Annotated in this window: 12 protein-coding genes; 7 read left to right on the top strand and 5 right to left on the bottom strand. The window is 65.8% G+C overall.

The window, feature by feature from the left end:
* Nucleotides 1–195 precede the first annotated feature (195 nt).
* Nucleotides 196–1,482 (top strand): MFS transporter, encoded by a 1,287-nt coding sequence (locus CVN68_RS21805; RefSeq protein ID WP_100284056.1) that lies wholly within the window; start codon nucleotides 196–198, stop codon nucleotides 1,480–1,482.
* On the opposite strand, the gene CVN68_RS21800 is transcribed toward CVN68_RS21805, so the two are convergent.
* The 3 genes from CVN68_RS21800 to CVN68_RS21790 all read right to left on the bottom strand — a co-directional run bounded on the left by CVN68_RS21800 (nucleotide 1,483) and on the right by CVN68_RS21790 (nucleotide 5,590).
* Complete coding sequence (locus CVN68_RS21800; RefSeq protein ID WP_100284055.1) at nucleotides 1,483–1,869, bottom strand: response regulator; 387 nt, start codon at nucleotides 1,867–1,869, stop codon at nucleotides 1,483–1,485. It lies immediately after the preceding gene.
* A 68-nt stretch (nucleotides 1,870–1,937) separates the two neighbouring features.
* The gene (locus CVN68_RS21795) at nucleotides 1,938–4,391 is read right to left on the bottom strand and encodes an ATP-binding protein (protein ID WP_100284054.1); all 2,454 of its coding nucleotides are present in this window, start codon (nucleotides 4,389–4,391) and stop codon (nucleotides 1,938–1,940) included.
* Entirely contained in the window at nucleotides 4,388–5,590 is a 1,203-nt protein-coding gene (locus tag CVN68_RS21790) for a putative bifunctional diguanylate cyclase/phosphodiesterase (protein WP_233503483.1), read from the bottom strand. Before CVN68_RS21790 ends, CVN68_RS21795 begins: the two co-directional genes overlap by 4 nt.
* Nucleotides 5,591–6,268: 678 nt before the next feature.
* Between CVN68_RS21790 and CVN68_RS21785 the strand changes: the two genes are divergently transcribed.
* From CVN68_RS21785 to CVN68_RS21765, 5 genes are all read left to right on the top strand, one after another.
* Nucleotides 6,269–7,585, top strand: a complete 1,317-nt coding sequence (locus CVN68_RS21785) for a UDP-glucose dehydrogenase family protein (protein ID WP_100284053.1) — start codon at nucleotides 6,269–6,271, stop codon at nucleotides 7,583–7,585.
* Between the two features lie 401 nt (nucleotides 7,586–7,986).
* Nucleotides 7,987–8,904 carry a sulfate adenylyltransferase subunit CysD gene (cysD, locus tag CVN68_RS21780; protein WP_100284052.1) on the top strand — a complete coding sequence of 306 codons (918 nt, stop codon included), beginning with the start codon at nucleotides 7,987–7,989 and terminating at the stop codon, nucleotides 8,902–8,904.
* Complete coding sequence (gene cysN, locus CVN68_RS21775) at nucleotides 8,901–10,814, top strand: sulfate adenylyltransferase subunit CysN (protein WP_100284051.1); 1,914 nt, start codon at nucleotides 8,901–8,903, stop codon at nucleotides 10,812–10,814. Before cysD ends, cysN begins: the two co-directional genes overlap by 4 nt.
* Nucleotides 10,811–11,530, top strand: a complete 720-nt coding sequence (locus tag CVN68_RS21770) for a 3'(2'),5'-bisphosphate nucleotidase CysQ (protein WP_100284597.1) — start codon at nucleotides 10,811–10,813, stop codon at nucleotides 11,528–11,530. The genes cysN and CVN68_RS21770 overlap by 4 nt, the downstream gene beginning before the upstream one ends.
* Nucleotides 11,531–11,698: 168 nt before the next feature.
* Nucleotides 11,699–12,841: an SET domain-containing protein gene (locus CVN68_RS21765; protein WP_100284050.1), complete on the top strand. Its 1,143-nt coding sequence runs from the start codon at nucleotides 11,699–11,701 to the stop codon at nucleotides 12,839–12,841.
* Between the two features lie 92 nt (nucleotides 12,842–12,933).
* On the opposite strand, the gene CVN68_RS21760 is transcribed toward CVN68_RS21765, so the two are convergent.
* Nucleotides 12,934–14,763: a sensor histidine kinase gene (locus tag CVN68_RS21760; protein WP_233503482.1), complete on the bottom strand. Its 1,830-nt coding sequence runs from the start codon at nucleotides 14,761–14,763 to the stop codon at nucleotides 12,934–12,936.
* An 8-nt stretch (nucleotides 14,764–14,771) separates the two neighbouring features.
* Nucleotides 14,772–16,586 carry a two-component system response regulator gene (locus CVN68_RS21755; RefSeq protein ID WP_100284596.1) on the bottom strand — a complete coding sequence of 605 codons (1,815 nt, stop codon included), beginning with the start codon at nucleotides 16,584–16,586 and terminating at the stop codon, nucleotides 14,772–14,774.
* A gap of 384 nt (nucleotides 16,587–16,970) precedes the next feature.
* Between CVN68_RS21755 and CVN68_RS21750 the strand changes: the two genes are divergently transcribed.
* The gene (locus CVN68_RS21750) at nucleotides 16,971–17,843 is read left to right on the top strand and encodes an HpcH/HpaI aldolase/citrate lyase family protein (protein WP_100284048.1); all 873 of its coding nucleotides are present in this window, start codon (nucleotides 16,971–16,973) and stop codon (nucleotides 17,841–17,843) included.
* Nucleotides 17,844–17,862: the final 19 nt, after the last annotated feature.

The following is a 17,862-nucleotide window of genomic DNA, read 5'->3' as shown; positions in this document are numbered from 1 at the left end:
CGAAAGCAGGAGCCCAGTGTCACGAAGGACAGCATCTGTGGCCCTGGGCTCCTGCTTTCGCAGGAGCACGGCAGAAATCTACGATCTCCACGAGGTGGCGCGGCCGGCACCCTGCGCCAGTCGAAGCGTCCCGGCTGACGTGGTTTCCCTCTGCACCACTTCCCGGCAGGCGGGGCGCCGTTATAGTGTGCGGCGATGGCATCCCTGGCACCTGCTCGCACGTCCCGCCTGCGATCGATCCTCGGCGGGTCGGCGGGCAATCTCGTCGAATGGTATGACTGGTACGCCTATTCGGCGTTCACGCTCTATTTCGCGCCGCATTTCTTTCCGAAGGGCGACCAGACCGCGCAGTTGCTGAACGCTGCCGCGGTGTTCGCGGTAGGCTTTCTGATGCGGCCGATCGGCGGCTGGCTGATGGGGGTCTATGGCGACCGCCACGGACGCAAGGCGGGGCTGACCTTGTCGGTGACCCTGATGTGCGCGGGCTCGCTGATCATCGCACTGACGCCGGGATATGAGACGATCGGCGCGGCCGCGCCGACGCTGCTGGTGATCGCGCGGCTGATGCAGGGGCTGTCGGTCGGCGGCGAATATGGCGCGAGCGCGACCTATCTCTCCGAGATGGCGGGCAAGAAGCACCGCGGCTTCTTCTCGAGCTTCCAATATGTGACATTGATCTCGGGGCAGCTGGTCGCCTTGCTGGTGCTGCTGGTGCTGCAGGCGAGCCTGAGCGCGGCCGCTCTCGATGCGTGGGGCTGGCGGATCCCGTTCGCGATCGGCGGGGCGCTGGCGGTGGTGGTGTTCTGGCTGCGGCGGCGGCTGGCCGAGACCGAAAGCTTCGAAAATGCGCGCGGTGAGGGCCGGCGATCGGGGCTGTTCGCCTTGTTCCGCGAGCACCCGCGCGAGGCGGCGGTGGTGATGCTGCTCACCGCGGGCGGCACGCTCGCTTTCTATGCCTATTCGATCTACCTGCAGAAATTCCTCGTCAACACCGCGGGCTTCGATCGCACGACCGCTTCGCAGATCAACGCGGCGGCGCTGTTCTGCTTCATGGCGATCCAGCCACTGGCGGGGGCGCTCTCGGACCGGATCGGACGCAAGCCGCTGATGGTGGCGTTCGGAGTGCTGGGTGTGCTGCTGACCTGGCCGATCTTCACGACGCTGGAGAGCGTGCGCAACCCGTTCGCGGCGTTCGGGATCATGCTCGGTGCGCTGGTGATCGTCACCGGCTATACGTCGATCAACGCAGTGGTGAAGGCGGAACTGTTCCCCGCGCACATCCGCACACTTGGTGTGGCACTGCCTTATGCGCTGGCCAATGCGCTGTTCGGCGGGACGGCGGAATATGTCGCCTTGTGGTTCAAGGGCGCGGGCTGGGAGCGCGGCTTCTATTGGTACGTCACCGCGATGATCGGGATTTCGCTGATAACCTATCTCAAAATGCGCGACACTGCGAAGCATTCGCGGATATTGGAGGATTGATCAGGCGAGGATGCCGCCGCTGCGGCTGGCCAGCACCCGGCCGATCGAATCGAACAGCGCGTCCATCGCCACCGGCTTGAACAACACGTCGTCGGCGCCGAGTGCGAGGCAGCGTTCGCGCAAGTCGATCGCGGTGTCCGCAGTGACGACGATGATCGGCAACTCGGCCTTGACGTCGCCGCGCGCGCGGATGCGGCGGATCGTCTCGAAGCCGTCGGTCCCGGGCATTCGCAGATCGACGAGAATGACGTCGAAATTCTCGGCGTCGATCCTTTCGAGACCTTCCTCCGCCCAGCTCGCCTCGGCCATGGTCGCGCCGGCCACGTCGAGCATGTCCTTCACGACCCGACGGTTCATCGGGTCATCCTCGATGAACAGGATGTTCATGGGGTACCGCCGCGTAGGACGGAGTGGAGCTTTGCGACCGTTTTTATCATATAAACTGTGCTATCGCGCTAAGCCGCCTGGGACACAAGACGGTCGCCGCGGCCCGCCTTCAAATTTTCTTCCGGATCCGGAACGAGTGCGGCGATCAATGCCGCGCCCGAGATCGGCTTTTCAACGATGGCACCGACGCCCGCGGCGAGAAGCTGTGCCCGGATCGAGGCGTCGGGCTTCCCCCACAGGACGGCGCTGTTGCCCGGCGCGATGGCGGCGGTGAGTTTCCCGAGTATTTCCATCGGGTCATCCTCGCCTGCCTTGAGCGTTGCCTCGTCGACGAGCAGGTGGGTAGTGGTGGCCTCGGCGATCAGTGCGTGCGCTTCGTCCGCCGTCACGGCGAAGCGCAGCGAGGTCAGCCGCGGCTCCAGCAGGGTGCGGAGCGTGCTGCGCGCGATCGGATTGCGATCGAGGATGACCATCGCGGCGCCGCTGCGGACGATGCCCGATCCGTCTTCGGCCGGAGCCTCGGCGAGCGTGAGCGGCAGATCCGTGGTGAAGACAGTGCCCTGCCCCTCGATGCTGTCCACCGAGATATCGCCCCCCAATGCGCGGGCGAGATTACGACAGATGGTGAGACCGAGCCCGGTGCCGCCGAACTTCCGCGTGGTGCCGGCATCGACCTGACGGAAGGATTCGAAGACTTCCTCGAACTTCTCGGGCGGAATGCCGATGCCGGTATCGCTGACGACGAGCCGAAGGCGGCGTGCCTCGCCCTCGCCTTCGGCCAGCGCGCGCAGCGTGACGCCGCCGCGTTCGGTGAACTTGATCGCGTTGGACAGCAGATTGAACACGATCTGGCGCAGGCGCCCCGCGTCGCTGACGATCCAGCCGGGGGCGTGGCTGAGCTCGAGGCGGAAGCTCAGCCCCTTGCTGCGTGCCTGCTCGTCCCACAGTCGCGTCACTTCGCGCAGGGTCGCGCACAGGTCCATCGGCGCGGCATCGACGGTGAGGTTGCCGGTCTCCATCTTGGCGACGTCGAGAATGTCGTCGACGAGGCTGCGCATCGTCACCCCGGCGCCGTGAACGATGCCGATACGGTCGCGCAGTTCGGGCCCGAGCTTCGGATCGGCGAGCATCACCTGGGTCATGCCGAGAATGCCGTTCAAGGGCGTGCGGATCTCGTGGCTGGTGGTGGCGAGGAACTCGGTCTTGGCCTTCAGCGCCTTTTCGAGCGCAACATTGGTGTCGGCGAGAACGATGTTGGTCGCGCGGATCTGGTTGCGGCTGCGGCGCAGCGTGATCAGGCCGAAGCTGAGCAATGCAATGATGACGAGCGTGGCGCCGCCGATGCCGAAGAACAAGGTGCGCTGGAATGCCGCGGTGCGCCGGGCCTCCTCGGCCTTGAGCGTCTGGATGCGCGCCTGTTGCTCGGCATAGTTGAAGCGCGCGGCCATGAGCGCCGCGCCGGTGGACGTGGCGACCTTGGTGGCTTCGTCGTCGAGCCGCTTCATCGCCTCGAGATGCGCCAGCGCCAGCCGGGTCGACCCTGCATCGCGCAGGATCCCGTAGGCAAAGGCGTGGGCGATGCGATAATCGCCCGTCGTCGTGGTCAGATCTACGCCGGCGAAGCATTCGGCGATCAGGCGCACCGCTTTGGCCTTGTCGCCCCGCTCGGCAGCCAGTCCGGCGGCGGTCGCGAGCAGGTGACGGCGCAAGAGATCGGAATCTGCATCCCCGACGAGCTTGAAGCCGCGCGCGAGAGTGCGATCCGCGGCGTCGAAATGCCTGAGCTTCACCTGGTTGCGGGCGAGATTCACCAGAACGCGCGCTTCGAGCAGGGGGCCGTCGAGCTGGCGGGCGATCGCCAGCGCCGCCTCATATTCCTTGCCGGCCTCATCGAACCGGCCGAGCGTCGCGAGAATGTTGCCGCGCCGGTTTCGAAGCGACAGCAACAGCGCCGGATCGCCATCGTATATTTCTGCCGCTTGCCGATAATATTGTTCGGCGCGGCGATCGTCGGTCGCCATGCTGTAGAGCGCGCCGATATTCTGAAGCGCTATGGCCTGGCTGCGCGGCTCGTTGACGGCGGCGAAGACGCGAAACGCCTCTTGGTAATTGGACAGCGCCGCGACCGGCGCGTTGCGCTGCATGTGCAGCACGCCCTGCGACATCAGCAGGTCCCCGCGCAGCTTGGTGGGAGTGGAGATGTTGCCGATGAGCCGGAGCGCATCGTCCAGCATTGGCGCAGCACGGTCCGCGCCGTTGCTGCGCAGATGCGCCTCGGCGCCCAGCCAGCGCGCGGTGGCGAGCGCGAGGATCCGCTGGCGCCGGTCCGGGATCCGGCGCGCCATCGCATCTACCAACGCGACATGGCGCAGCGTTTGCGCCTGATCGGCCATCATGCTTTCCTTGGCCGCCTGAATCTGTGCTGCGAGCGGTTTGGGGAAATCCGGGTCGCGCGCCGATGCGGCCTGGCTCGCGATCAAGGCGAAGGCCAGAACGAGCGCGCGAAGCAGGATGCGCGTCACGCGCGCTTCCAGAAACTTTCGGGCCGGATAAACGACTGCACGTTGGCCGAGCTGGCGAGATGTGCCTCGTCGGCGAGGTATTTCCGAAACGCATCGAAGCCGAGCGGACGCGAAAGCAGGAAGCCCTGCACCATGTCGCACCCCATGACGCTGAGCAGCGCCAGCGCCGACGGCGTCTCGACGCCTTCGGCGGTGACTTCCATCTCCAGCGCGTGCGCTAGATCGATCGTAGAGCGGACGATGAGTGGATCGCGATTGCTGGAGGTCAGCTGCATGATGAACATCTTGTCGATCTTGAGCTCGTTCGCCGGCAGCCGCTTGAGATAAGCGAGCGACGAGAGTCCGGCGCCATAATCGTCGATCGCGAGCTGGACTCCGATATCAGCGAAGGTCTGCAGATGCTGGATCGCGCTGTCGGGATCGCGGATCACTGCGGTCTCGGTGATCTCGAAGCCCAGTTTGGCACCGCTGATCGAGACGATCGCGCAGGCCTCCTTCACGAATTCGGCGTCAGCGAGAAGCATGCCGGAGATGTTGAGGAACAGCGTGAGGTCGTGCCCTTCGGCAGCGAGCCGCTTCTGATCGGCGATCACCTGACGCAACGTCCACATCGTCAGCGCACCGATCTCGCCAGCTTCCTCGGCAACCGAGATGAAGTCGCCGGGCAGGATGAGCCCGCGCTGCGGGTGCTGCCAGCGAACCAATGCCTCGGCACTGGCGATCTCCTGGCGGCGCACATGAACCTTGGGCTGATATTGCAGGAACATCTCGCCTTGGGCGATCGCGCGGGGAAGCTCACGCATCAGTGTCAAGCGATCGAAGGCAAGGTCCTCACGCGACAGATCGACCATGACGACCCGCTTTTCGCTGCGCGCCTGTTCGAGCGCGGACTCCGCCGCTTCGGCAAGGCGAACGTCATCGCAATCCTCGCTCGGTGCCACGGCGACGCCGAATTGCACCTGGAGATGATATGATTCGCCGTCGAGGTTGAAAGGACAGGCGAGCGCCTTGCGCAGCCGCTCGATGTCCGCGGCACCTGCTTCAGGGGCCTCGCGTTCGAAGCCGATCTCGATCAGCGCGCGGCCCGCTGTCAGAATTCGTACATCCGGAAGCAGTTCGGCGATTCGCGCCGCCACGTCCATAACCAGGGCATCGGCGCGTGGGCGACCGAGATGACGGCGCAGCGTTGCGAAGTTCACGATCTCACATTGGGACAGAATCCGCCAATAACCCCAACGCGGCTGCGGAATCATTTCGTGTTCGGACGAGGTCGGGATCTGGTCGCCGGGACTCGCGCGCACCGCCTCGGCCGGGTGGCGCACGCACGCGTCAGCCCCCGGCTGCGAAGACATTTTCGCATCGATTCCATTGGCTTCCAAGGCTCGGACCGCCGCACATGGCGTAGCGTCCCCCTTGGGCACCGAAGGTTGAGGCCCACCCGACATCTGCCTCTTCCTAGGGGCTGACCGTTGAAGGAACGGTTAAGCCGCGGGGCCGACAGAAGGTTCCCACCTCCCACTGGCTCCGCAGAATCCCTGATTGCCTAGTCGTTAATCTCGCCTTAACCACGCGAGTTGCGCGTCACTGCGCACGATGGGAGATCAATGATGTTCGCGTTTGGCCTTCTTTTCCGCGAAAAGACGACTGGCGAAGATATTCGTCCGTTCTGACTTTTCGTCACTTCCGGGCCGGCGGTGAAGCGACTTCAGCGGTGAAGGCGCGCTGACCGGCCCGGACGACTACCGACAAGCGGCCCGGACCTGGCCGCTTTTTTTGTGCCTGCAGAACGGCCCTTGGGGCTCTAGTGTCGCTGCACTTGCCCTCCGGCGCCCTTTGGTTAAGGGCGCTATGATCTTCATTACAAAGAGAGTCAGACCTTGCGCATCGCGATGATCGGCACGGGCTATGTAGGCCTTGTCTCCGGGGCCTGTTTCTCGGACTTCGGGCACGAAGTCGTCTGCGTCGACAAGGACGCGCGCAAGATCGAACTGCTCCACCAGAACGTCATGCCGATCTATGAGCCGGGGTTGGCCGAATTGGTCGCGTCGAACGTGAAGGCGGGCCGCCTGACCTTCACCACCGATCTTGCCGAGGGCGTCAAGGACGCGGACGCCGTGTTCATCGCCGTCGGGACACCCAGCCGCCGGGGCGACGGTCATGCCGATCTCTCCTATGTCTATGCGGCAGCGCGTGAGATCGCCGAGCACCTGACCCGGCCGAGTGTGATCGTCACCAAATCGACGGTGCCGGTGGGCACCGGCGACGAAGTCGAGCGGATCGTCGCCGAGATGGCGCCGGACAGCGGCGCCAAGGTCGTCTCCAATCCCGAATTCCTGCGCGAGGGCGCGGCGATCGAGGACTTCAAGCGCCCCGATCGCGTGGTCATAGGCACCGACGACGAAGATGCCCGCCAGGTGATGCGCGAGATCTACCGGCCGCTGTCGCTCAACCAGGGCGCGCCGCTGCTGTTCACCGGACGCCGCACCTCCGAACTGATCAAATACGCTGCAAACGCGTTCCTCGCGGTCAAGATCACCTTCATCAACGAGATCGCCGACCTGTGCGAGACTGTCGGCGCCGACGTCCAGGAAGTGTCGCGCGGGATCGGGCTCGACAATCGCATCGGCGCCAAGTTCCTGCACGCAGGCCCCGGTTATGGTGGCTCGTGCTTCCCCAAGGACACGCTGGCGCTGCTCAAGACCGCGGCCGACAACGAGACGCCGCTACGCATCGTCGAGGCGACGGTGCAAGTGAACGACAATCGCAAGCGCGCGATGGGCCGCAAGGTGATCAAGGCGATGGGCGGCGACGCGCATGGCAAGACCGTCGCGGTGCTCGGCCTCACCTTCAAGCCGAACACCGACGACATGCGCGACGCGCCCAGTCTGTCGGTAATCGCGGCGCTGCAGGACGCCGGCGCGACCGTGCGGGCCTATGACCCCGAGGGTGTCGAGCAGGCGCGCCCGATGCTGCCCGGCGTCGACTTCTGCCCCAATCCCTATGCCGCGGCCGAAGGCGCCGACGCGCTGGTGATCGTCACGGAATGGGACGAGTTCCGCGCGCTCGATCTGGGCCGGATGGCCAAGACGCTGCGGACCCCCTTGCTCGTCGACCTGCGCAATATCTATCCTGCGGCGGAGGCCGAGCGCGCCGGGCTCAGGCTGGTGGGTGTGGGCAAGCCCAAAGCGAACTGATCGTCAGGCGATCTTGCCTAGCCGCTCGCCGGCATAGGTCGACGCACGGATCGGCTCCCACCGCGAGGGGGGGGGCGAGATACCAGTCGATCGTTTGCGCGAGGCGGGGTCGAAGGTCTCACGCTGTCGCCGATAGCAGTTCGTCGGCGACCGTAGAAGCCGGTGCGGCCATATGTCCCTTCGCGCACATCGCGTCGCCGTGGGTATTGTCGTCGGGGACCGCGCCGCAGGGCACCGCGAGAAACGCCTAGCAATCACCGCAACGGCGAAAATGGGCTGACAATTTTTCTTCTCCGCTCCGAATTAGGAACGCCTCGCAAGCAAGGCCCCCTGCCCCCTACATCCAGATTGTCGAATAGCGGTAGAAGGTTCACGAAGCTTTAGCCGTGCACAGCGTGCCAATGGGATCCGAATTGCCTTCCTCCCCCCTCACCCATCTTCAGCGCCTCGAGGCCGAGAGCATCCACATCCTGCGCGAAGTGGTCGCCGAGGCCGAACGGCCAGTGATGCTCTATTCAATCGGCAAGGACAGCGCGGTGATGCTCCACCTCGCCAAGAAAGCCTTTTACCCCGCGCCACCACCCTTCCCGCTGCTCCATGTCGACACGACGTGGAAGTTCAAGGCGATGTACGAGTTGCGCGACCGGGCCGCGCGGGCCGCGGGGATGGAACTGATCGTCCACCGCAATCCCGACGCGCTGGCGCAGGGGGTCAATCCGTTCGATCATGGCAGCCTGCACACCGATCTTTGGAAGACCGAAGGGTTGAAGCAGGCGCTTGATCTTCATGGCTTCGACGCGGCGTTCGGCGGCGCGCGACGCGACGAGGAGAAGAGCCGCGCCAAGGAGCGTGTCTTCTCGTTCCGCACCGCCAGTCATCGCTGGGACCCGAAGAGCCAGCGCCCCGAGCTCTGGCACCTCTACAATGCCCGCAAGGCCAAGGGCGAGAGCATGCGGGTGTTCCCGATCTCAAACTGGACCGAGCTCGACATCTGGCAATATATCCGCGCCGAGGGGATCGAGATCGTGCCGCTCTATTTCGCCGCGCCGCGCCCGACGGTGGAGCGCGACGGGCTGATCCTGATGGTCGACGACGAACGCTTTCGACTGGAGGCTGGCGAGACGCCGGTCGAGCGGTCGGTGCGCTTCCGCACGCTGGGTTGCTACCCGCTCACGGGCGCCGTCGAGAGCGAGGCCGCCAGTCTCGAGGACGTCATCCAGGAAATGCTGCTCACCACCACCTCCGAACGCCAGGGCCGCGCGATCGATCACGATCAGGCGGCAAGCATGGAGAAGAAGAAGCAGGAGGGGTATTTTTGAACTCCTATCGCCCCGACGCGCTGATCGCGTCCGACATCTCCGCATACCTCACGCTGCACCAGAACAAGTCGCTGCTGCGGTTCATCACCTGCGGCAGCGTGGACGACGGAAAATCCACGCTTATCGGACGCTTGCTCTACGATTCGAAGATGATCTTCGAGGACCAGCTGGCGAGCCTCGAAGCCGACAGCAAGCGTGTCGGGACGCAGGGCCAGGAGATAGACTTCGCGCTCCTCGTCGACGGACTCGCAGCCGAGCGCGAGCAGGGCATCACTATTGATGTCGCCTATCGGTTCTTTTCCACCGAAAAGCGCAAGTTCATCGTCGCCGACACGCCGGGTCATGAGCAATATACCCGCAACATGGTCACGGGCGCATCGACCGCCGATCTTGCCATTATCTTGATAGATGCCCGAAAAGGCGTGCTTACCCAGACACGGCGGCACTCTTATCTGGCGCATCTGCTTGGAATCAGGCACATTGTCGTCGCGGTGAACAAGATGGATCTGATCGGGTACGATCAGGCCGCGTATCAGGCGATCGTCGACGACTATCGCGAGTTCGCGAAATCGATTGGAATTCAGGACTTTACGCCGATCCCGCTCTCGGGATTCAAGGGCGACAACGTCACCGGGCCGTCGGCGAATACGCCTTGGTACGCCGGGCCGGCGCTGCTGGAACATCTGGAACAAGTAGACGTCGAAGTTGACACCGACCGCACCAGGCCGTTCCGCCTTCCGGTGCAATGGGTGAACCGGCCGAACCTCGACTTCCGCGGCTTTGCCGGACTGATCGCCAGCGGTGTGGTCAAACCCGGTGACGCAGTGAGAATCCTGCCCTCGGGACGGACCACCAGTGTGGCGCGGATCGTGGCGATGGACGGCGACCGCGACGAAGCCGGCGCCGGAGAATCGGTGACGCTGACGCTCGCCGACGAAGTCGATTGCTCGCGCGGCGACGTCATCGCCGCTGCCGACGCCCCGCCACAGGTGGCGGACCAGTTCAAGGCGACGATCGTCTGGATGGACCAGGCCGAATTGCTGCCCGGCCGCGCCTATTGGCTCAAGCTCGGCACCCAGACAGTGAGCGTCACCGTGCGCGAGCCGGAGTACACGATCGATGTGAACACGCTGGCCAATGCGCCAGCCAAGACGCTCAAGCTCAACGACATCGGCGTGGCCGAGATCGCCGCCGACCGCGGAATCGTGTTCGCGCCCTATGCCGACAGCCACGATCTCGGCGGGTTCATCCTGATCGACAAGGCGACCAACGCCACCGTCGCCGCCGGGATGCTCCACCATGCACTGCGGCGCGCGCAGAACGTCCATTGGCAGGCGATCGAGATCACTCGCGAGGCGCATGCGGCGCAAAAGGGCCAGCAGGCACGTCTGTTGTGGTTCACCGGGCTTTCGGGCTCGGGCAAGTCGACCATCGCCAATCTGGTCGAGAAGAAGCTGCACGCGATGGGCAAGCACAGCTTCCTGCTCGACGGCGACAATGTCCGCCACGGGCTCAACCGCGACCTCAGCTTCACCGATGCCGACCGGGTCGAGAATATCCGCCGCGTCGGCGAAGTCGCCAGATTGATGACCGATGCCGGGCTGATCGTGCTGACTGCGTTCATCTCGCCGTTCCGCGCCGAGCGCGAGATGGTGCGCGCAATGCTTCCACCAGGCGACTTCTTCGAGATATTCATCGACACGCCGATCGCCGAAGCCGAGCGGCGCGACCCCAAGGGGCTGTATCGCAAGGCCAGGGCCGGCGAGATCGCCAACTTCACCGGCATATCGAGCCCCTATGAAGCCCCCGAACGGCCGGAAATCCGGATCGACACGACGAAGGAGACGCCCGAGGCCGCGGCCGAACGGATCGTCGAGACGATCATGGGAACGTGGAGCCCGGTGATTTGACCGACGCCGAACTTGCCCGCGATATTGCAACCGAGGCGGGGGCGCTGCTGCTGCGCATTCAGGACGAATGCGCCGGCGGCGATCGCGGCGACCGCGAGGCGAATGTGCTGATCCTCGAACGGCTGCGCGCGGCGCGGCCCGAGGATGCGATCCTGTCGGAGGAATCGGTCGACGATCCGACGCGACTGGCGCGAAGCCGGGTGTGGATCGTCGATCCGCTGGACGGCACGCGCGAATTCGCCGAACGGCGCGATGATTGGGCAGTGCACGTCGCGCTGGCGGTCGACGGGCGGGCCGAGGCCGGCGCGGTGGCGCTGCCGCGTCTGGGCGTGACTCTATCGAGCGACGCACCGCAGATGCTGGCCGAACCGCAGACGCCCCCGCGGCTACTGGTCAGCCGATCGCGACCGAGCGCTTTGTGCGTCGACGTCGCCGGGCGGATCGGCGCAGTGTCGGTGGGCATGGGATCGGCCGGGGCCAAGGCGATGGCAGTGGTGCGCGGCGCGGCCGAGATCTATCTGCACAGCGGCGGCCAGCACCAATGGGACAATTGCGCGCCGGTCGCCGTGGCGTTGGCTGCGGGGCTGCACGCGTCGCGGATCGACGGATCGCCGATCGTGTATAACGGGCGTGCGACGGAGATCCCCGATCTCCTGATCTGCCGGAAGGAATGGGCCGAGACGGTGCTGGCGGCGGTGAGGGAGTGCGGGCGCTGAACGTCATCCCGGCGGAAGCCGGGATCTCATGCCCGTCGTGCCTTCGCTCGAGATCCCGGCCTTCGCCGGGATGACGCATGGAAAGGCGCGACTCGCGGATTCACCGCGAGTCGCGCGTGGACGAGAGTCAACCGACATGGTAAACGCCGCCTTCGGGAGGGGCGTTTGTTGGGGCTCGACATCTGGTTCGTGCTGGCGATCGGGCTGAGCTTTGCAGGCTATGCCGTGTATCTGCTCGGGCTGCGGCACCAGACGGTCCGGCCCAATCGCGCCTCGTGGCTGATCTGGGCCGCGGCGACCTCGCTCGAAGCGCTGACCTATGCCGCGGTGAACCCCGGCGCACCGCAAGGCTGGGTGTTCGCGCTTTCCGCGATAGCCTGCGTCGCCGTGACGATCAGCATCTGGCGGCGCTCGTCCTGGGCACCGCCCTCACCCACCGAGACCTTTTGCATCGCCACCTGCCTGACCGCGCTGGTGCTGTGGCTCGTATTTCGCGAAGCCTTCTGGGCGCACATGCTGGTGGTGGCGGCGGTTCCGGTGAGCTTCTGGCCGACCTGGGCGAGCGCATGGGCCGATCGTTCGCGCGAACGATCGCCGGCCTGGGGGCTGTGGACCTTCGGCGATCTGGCGACCTTGCTGATCGCGGTACGGGGGGCCGAACTCGGCCTCGCCGAGCTCGGTTATATCCTCGTCGAACTGCTCTGCCATGCCAGCGTCTGGTTCCTGATCGGGCTGACGACGATCAACCCGCTGCGCGCGTTCGGCGTCCGCCGCGGCGGCCTGCGTATCTTCGAGCGCTACCGGGCTTCGAACAATCTCTTCAGAGTCGGCGACAACCACCTCGGCAAGGCCGTGTTCGCCGCGGCGCCCTTCGCCGAGGGCGCCATATTGCTCGAATTCACCGGGCGCCGGCTGCCCGCACACCAGCTGCCCAGCCTGATGCAAGGGCGCAGCGACCGGTTCGTCCAGGTGACCCCCGATCATTATATGGGGCCTTCGGGCCAGCTCGACGATCTGGTCAACCACAGCTGCGCGCCCAATGCCGGGCTGCGCTTCACCGATGAGGGGGTATTCCTCGTCGCGGTCCGCGCGATCGCGGCGGGCGAGGAGATCAGCTGGGACTATTCGACGACGCTGCGCGAATCCAACTGGCACATGCTGTGCAAGTGCAAGGCGCCCGAATGCCGGCGGGTGATCGGCAATTTCGAGTCGCTCGACGCCGAGCGACAGGAGTGGTTTCGCGCGCGGAACCTGGTGGCGCCGTATCTGCGGCGGCGGGATGATGTGGGTGGGAAGCGGGCTGCCGGGTAGCGGTGCCGTGCTCCTGCGCAAGCAGGAGCCCAGGATGATCGAGCGGTTACCTTTGTGACTCCGGGTTCCTGCTTTCGCAGGAACACTGTTGGTCAGGCGGCGAGGTCTTCGGCGGTAATCGCGGCGTTTAGTGTCAGCACCGCCCGCGCGCCCATTCCTCTGCCCTCGCTGCGCAATTCGAGCGCGCCCTCCATCGCCAGCATCGAATTGGCGCACCAATGCAGCCCGAGCCCGCCGGATTTGTGCGCGCGAGTCGAGAAGCCGCGCTGGAACAAGGTCGGCGTCTGCGCGGGATCGAAGCCTTCGCCATCGTCGCGGATGACGATCTCGGTGCGCTCGCCCTTTTGGTGGACCGAGACGGCGATGCTGCCCCCGTGCCTGCCCGTGGCGGCGATCGCCTCGGCGGCGTTGGCGAAGAGATTGCCGATCACCTGGCTCAGGATCACCCGGTTGGCGCGCACGGGATGCGACTTCGACGGGAAGCTGAACGCGATCGAATTCTCGCCCGAATAACGCGCGATCGTGGCGTTCTGGGCGACGATTTCGCTGATGTCGCAAATGGCCAGCGCAGGGCGCGCATTGGCCGCCTGCTGCTGCTCGCCGATGATCTCGAGCACCTGGCGAAGCGCCGCGCGGCCGACGCCGAACTGTTCGCGGCGATCCGCGCGCTCGCGTTCGATCGCCTCGAACGCCGCGGCGAGGAAGGCGAGGAGCTTCTGCCGGCGTTCGGCGGGCAATGCCGGGTCGGCGATCTCGGCGAGCGCCCGATCGATCGTCGCCCGATCGACCGTGGCCGGCCGATCCGCGCTTTGGCTCAGCACCATGGTGACCGGGTTCAGCGCGTTGCGGACATTGTGCATCACCGCGACAGCGCTTTCGCTGCGGCCGAGGCTGAAGCTCTGGACCTCGAGCCGCTCGCGCAGATCCTTCAGCTGGCGCAGCATCGAATTGAAGCTGGTGACCAGACTGCCGATCTCGTCGTCGCGGGCACGTTCGGTGAGCAGGCCGAGATCGCCCGAATTGCGCACCACGCCCATGTGGCGTTCGACGCGGTGAAGCGGGCGGAGCACCAGCCGGCCGATCATCCGGCGCAGCACCAGCAGCACCACGACCAGCAACAGCGACGAGCCGAGCACCGCGAGCATCAGCATGCGCTTGCCGAGGGTCGAGAGATCGCGCGGGACAACGTAGGCGGCAGTGGCGACGGCGCGTCCGTCGGCCCCCGGTATCGGCACCGCGATGCGGGTGCGCGCGGCGCTCGACGCGATGGTCACCGCATCGGCGGGCGCGGCGAGGGTCGCCTCGATCTGGAGCAAGGTGCCGAGTTGTTGCGACGTGACCGTGCGCGCCATCAGCACATAGCCGCGCGGACTGCCGCTGCCGTCGCTGCGGCGCACCCGGGCGATGCCGATCGCGGCTAGCGTGTCACCCAGCTTGAGGTAGAATCCGGCCGAGCTGCGGCCGTGCAGTGCGGCTTCGAAATCGAGCCGTCCGATCGCCGCGGTGAGCGCACCGCGCATCGCGGGCAATTCGACTTCGTGGGCAACATCGATCCAGCGGGCGATCACCACCGAGCGATCGGGGCGGACATAGGCCATACCGTTGACGTCGAGATTGGCCATCGCGAGAGTCGAGAAGCTCTCTTCCTCGAAGGCCCGCCCGGGATTGGCCATATAGTCCCACGACGCATTCCAGTCGCCATAATCGCGCACTGCATTCTCGACCTTGGCGGCGAGATCCTCGACCACGGCCCGGGTGCGCGCGACATGCGCGGCAACGGCATCGCGTTCGAGCCGATTGAAGTTCGGCGTGATGACGGTGGCGAGCAGCAGAGTCAGCGCCGTCGCGCCGAGCAGCCCGACCCCGGTCAATATCAATACGAGCTTGGCGCCGAGCGAGCGCGGCAAACGCAACCGCGCCATGCCGCCCATCAGCCGTGAGTCCCGGTGCCTGCGACCTCAAATTCGGGCTGGGGCGCGAGGCTGCCCTTTTCGGCGAGCACCAGCGCGTCCTCGGCATCGACCGGACGCGAGAGATGATAGCCCTGCATGTGGCTGCAACCGGCGATGCGCAATGCTTCCAGCTGGGCTGCGGTCTCGACGCCCTCGGCGACGACTTCCATGCCGAGCGCGCGGCCGAGATGGATCACCGAATGGACGATCGCGGCGGATTCGCGCTCGCGGCCCATGCCGTCGACGAAGCTGCGATCGATCTTGAGGCAATCGAGCGCGAAGCGGCGGATATTGTAGAGCGACGAATAGCCGGTGCCGAAATCGTCGAGCGCGATGCGGAAGCCCATCTGGCGCAGCTTGAACAGGATCTCGGCGGCGCGCTCGACATTGTCGAAGATCGCGGTCTCGGTGATCTCGATCTGGAAGCGGCCGGGCTCGACTCCGGCGCTGGCGACGCGCTCGACGACATGCGCGACGAAATTGTGCCGGCGGAACTGACGCGGGCTGAAATTGACCGAGACATATTGGCCGGGCCAGCTTTTCAGCACGTCGATCGCTTCGTCGATCACCCAGTCGCCGAGTTCGTGGATCAGGTTTGATTCCTCGGCGATCGGGATGAACATCGCCGGCGGGACCATGCCATATTCGGGGCTGCACCAGCGGATCAGCGCCTCGAAGCCGGTGATGTCGAGATCGCGGCCGACGATCGGCTGGAAGACCAGCTTGAGTTCGTTCTTGGCGATCGCTTCGGACAGCCCGCCCTCGATCTGGCGGCGGAAGCGGATCGATTCGTCCATGCTCTCGTCGAACACGCGGACGCAGCCGCGGCCCTGGCGCTTGGCTTCGTTGAGCGCGAGATCGGCGCGGCGCATCACGTCCACCGGATCGCCGATCCGGCCGGGCTCGACCACGATCAGCCCGATCGAGGCGCCGCCCTGGACCGAATGGCCGAACACCTTGAAGCTGGTGCTGACGGCTTTGAGCAAGCGCTCGCAGCGCATCACCGCATCGTCCTCGCCCGCGACATGGATCAGCATCGCGAATTCATCGCCGCCGAGCCGGGCGACGAATCCGTCGCGGAGGCTGGTCTGGAGGATCTCGCATACCATGCGGAGCAATTCGTCGCCGGCGAGATGACCGAGCGTGTCGTTGACCAGCTTGAATCGATCGAGATCCAGCATCGCCATCGCGAAGCACTGGTCGCCTTTGACGGCCTGGCCGAGCGCGTGGAGGAAGGCGAGGCGATTGGGCGCGTCGGTGAGCGAATCGTGATTGGCCATGTGGATCGCGCGCGATTCGTTGGCGGCGAGCTCGAGCTTCTGTTCCTCGAGCAGGAGAATCGCCTTTTTGAGGTCGAGATCCACGGTCCAGCGGTGCGCGAGCGCAGTCGCGGTCTGGAGGACCTCCTCGGCCTGGAAGGGCTTGGCGATGTAGAAGATCTTGTCGGCGGGGCCGGCGGCGCGGCTGATTTCGATCGGCGAGAAGTCCGAATAGCCGGTGACGATGACGAGGTTGATGTCGGGATCGAGCGCGCGGATGCGCTTCGCGGTTTCCTTGCCGTCGATGCCGGGGGGCATGCGGACGTCGATGAAGGCGACCGAATAGCGTTCGCCGGTGCGCAGCGATTCCTCGACCGCGGCGACGGCGTCGAGGCCCTGCATCCGGTGGTCGCAGACGAAGCGGAGTGCGGGCTCGGCGGGGGTTTCGGCGCCGAACAATTCGGCCGCCATCGCGCCGAGCGCCTCGGCACCGCCATCGGGCACGGCGAAGCACTGGCGATAGGAATCGTGCATCGCCGGCTCGTCGTCCACGATCAGAATGCGAAGCAAGCCTATTCCCCCCGAAATATGTCCGAACACGGTAACCGAACAAGGTTAACGCGGCGTAAAATCCGCACCTTGGCGCCGCGTGCCGTCCCCCCGGCGCGCGGTAGAAGCCCGTATCGGATTTTTCCCGAACGGACGCGCGGCGGCAGATTGCGTAGAGAGACGCCGCGGATGCCGCCGCCTCCCAGCGGCTTCGCCTGTAATGCGTGCCGTGCCTCCTCCCCCTGGAGCGGCGCTGTCCGGGAGCGAGCCGAAGCCGATGGATCCCCCTCTGCGGCTTCGGCTCGAGCTCCCCCCGGTTTACCCGGACCCCACCGCGCTCTAGGTCTTCAACCTCAACCCGGAGGATCCATGGCCGACCCGCTGATTGCACGCTCGCTGTTGTTCGCGCCGGGCGATTCCGAGCGCAAGCTGGCCAAGGCCGGCGCGAGCGGCGCCGATCTGGTGCTGCTCGACCTCGAGGACGCCGTCGCCCCGTCGAACAAGGCGGCGGCGCGCGCGCTGGTCGCCGGGCATTTGCGGAGTGCGGAGCGGGCGCAGCCGCAATGGGTGCGAGTCAACCCGCTCGACAGCGCGCATGCCCTCGCCGATCTCGCCGCGATCGTGCCGGGGCGGCCCGACGGGATCATGCTCCCCAAGGCGACCCGCGCCGACGCCGAAAGGCTGCATCATTATCTCACTGCGCTCGAGGCCGCCGCCGGCCTGACGATCGGCGGCATCCGCACGATCGTCGTCGCGACCGAGACCGCCCCTGCCTTGTTCGGGCTCGGCGATTATGCCGGCTGCCCGCGCCTCGCCGCGCTCACCTGGGGCGCGGAAGACAGTGCCACGGCATTGGGGGCGACCGACAATCGCGACGAGAATGGCGAATACGACTTTCCCTATCAGCTGTTCCGCGCGCTGGCGCTGGCGGGCGCCGCTGCCGCCGGTGTTACGCCGATCGAGACGATCCATGGCGACTTTCGCGACCTCGACGGCCTCGCCAAGGTGGCCGCCAAAGCGCGCCGCGCCGGCTTCCGCGGGATGATGGCGATCCATCCTGATCAGGTCCCGGTGATCAACCGCGCCTTCTCGCCCTCCGAAGCCGAGATCGAGCGCGCCGGGCGGATCGTCGCGGCATTCGCGGCGAACCCGGGCGCGGGCACGATCGGGCTCGACGGCGCGATGCTCGACATGCCGCATCTGAAGCGCGCCCGGGCCGTGCTCGCAATGCCGAGAAACTGAGCGTTTCGATTGGATTATC

The sequence above is a fragment of the Sphingomonas psychrotolerans genome, from assembly GCF_002796605.1.
In the GTDB taxonomy this organism is placed as follows: domain Bacteria; phylum Pseudomonadota; class Alphaproteobacteria; order Sphingomonadales; family Sphingomonadaceae; genus Sphingomonas; species Sphingomonas psychrotolerans.
Note: the sequence above shows the minus strand (reverse complement) of the source record. Positions and strands in the feature narration are given on the sequence as shown.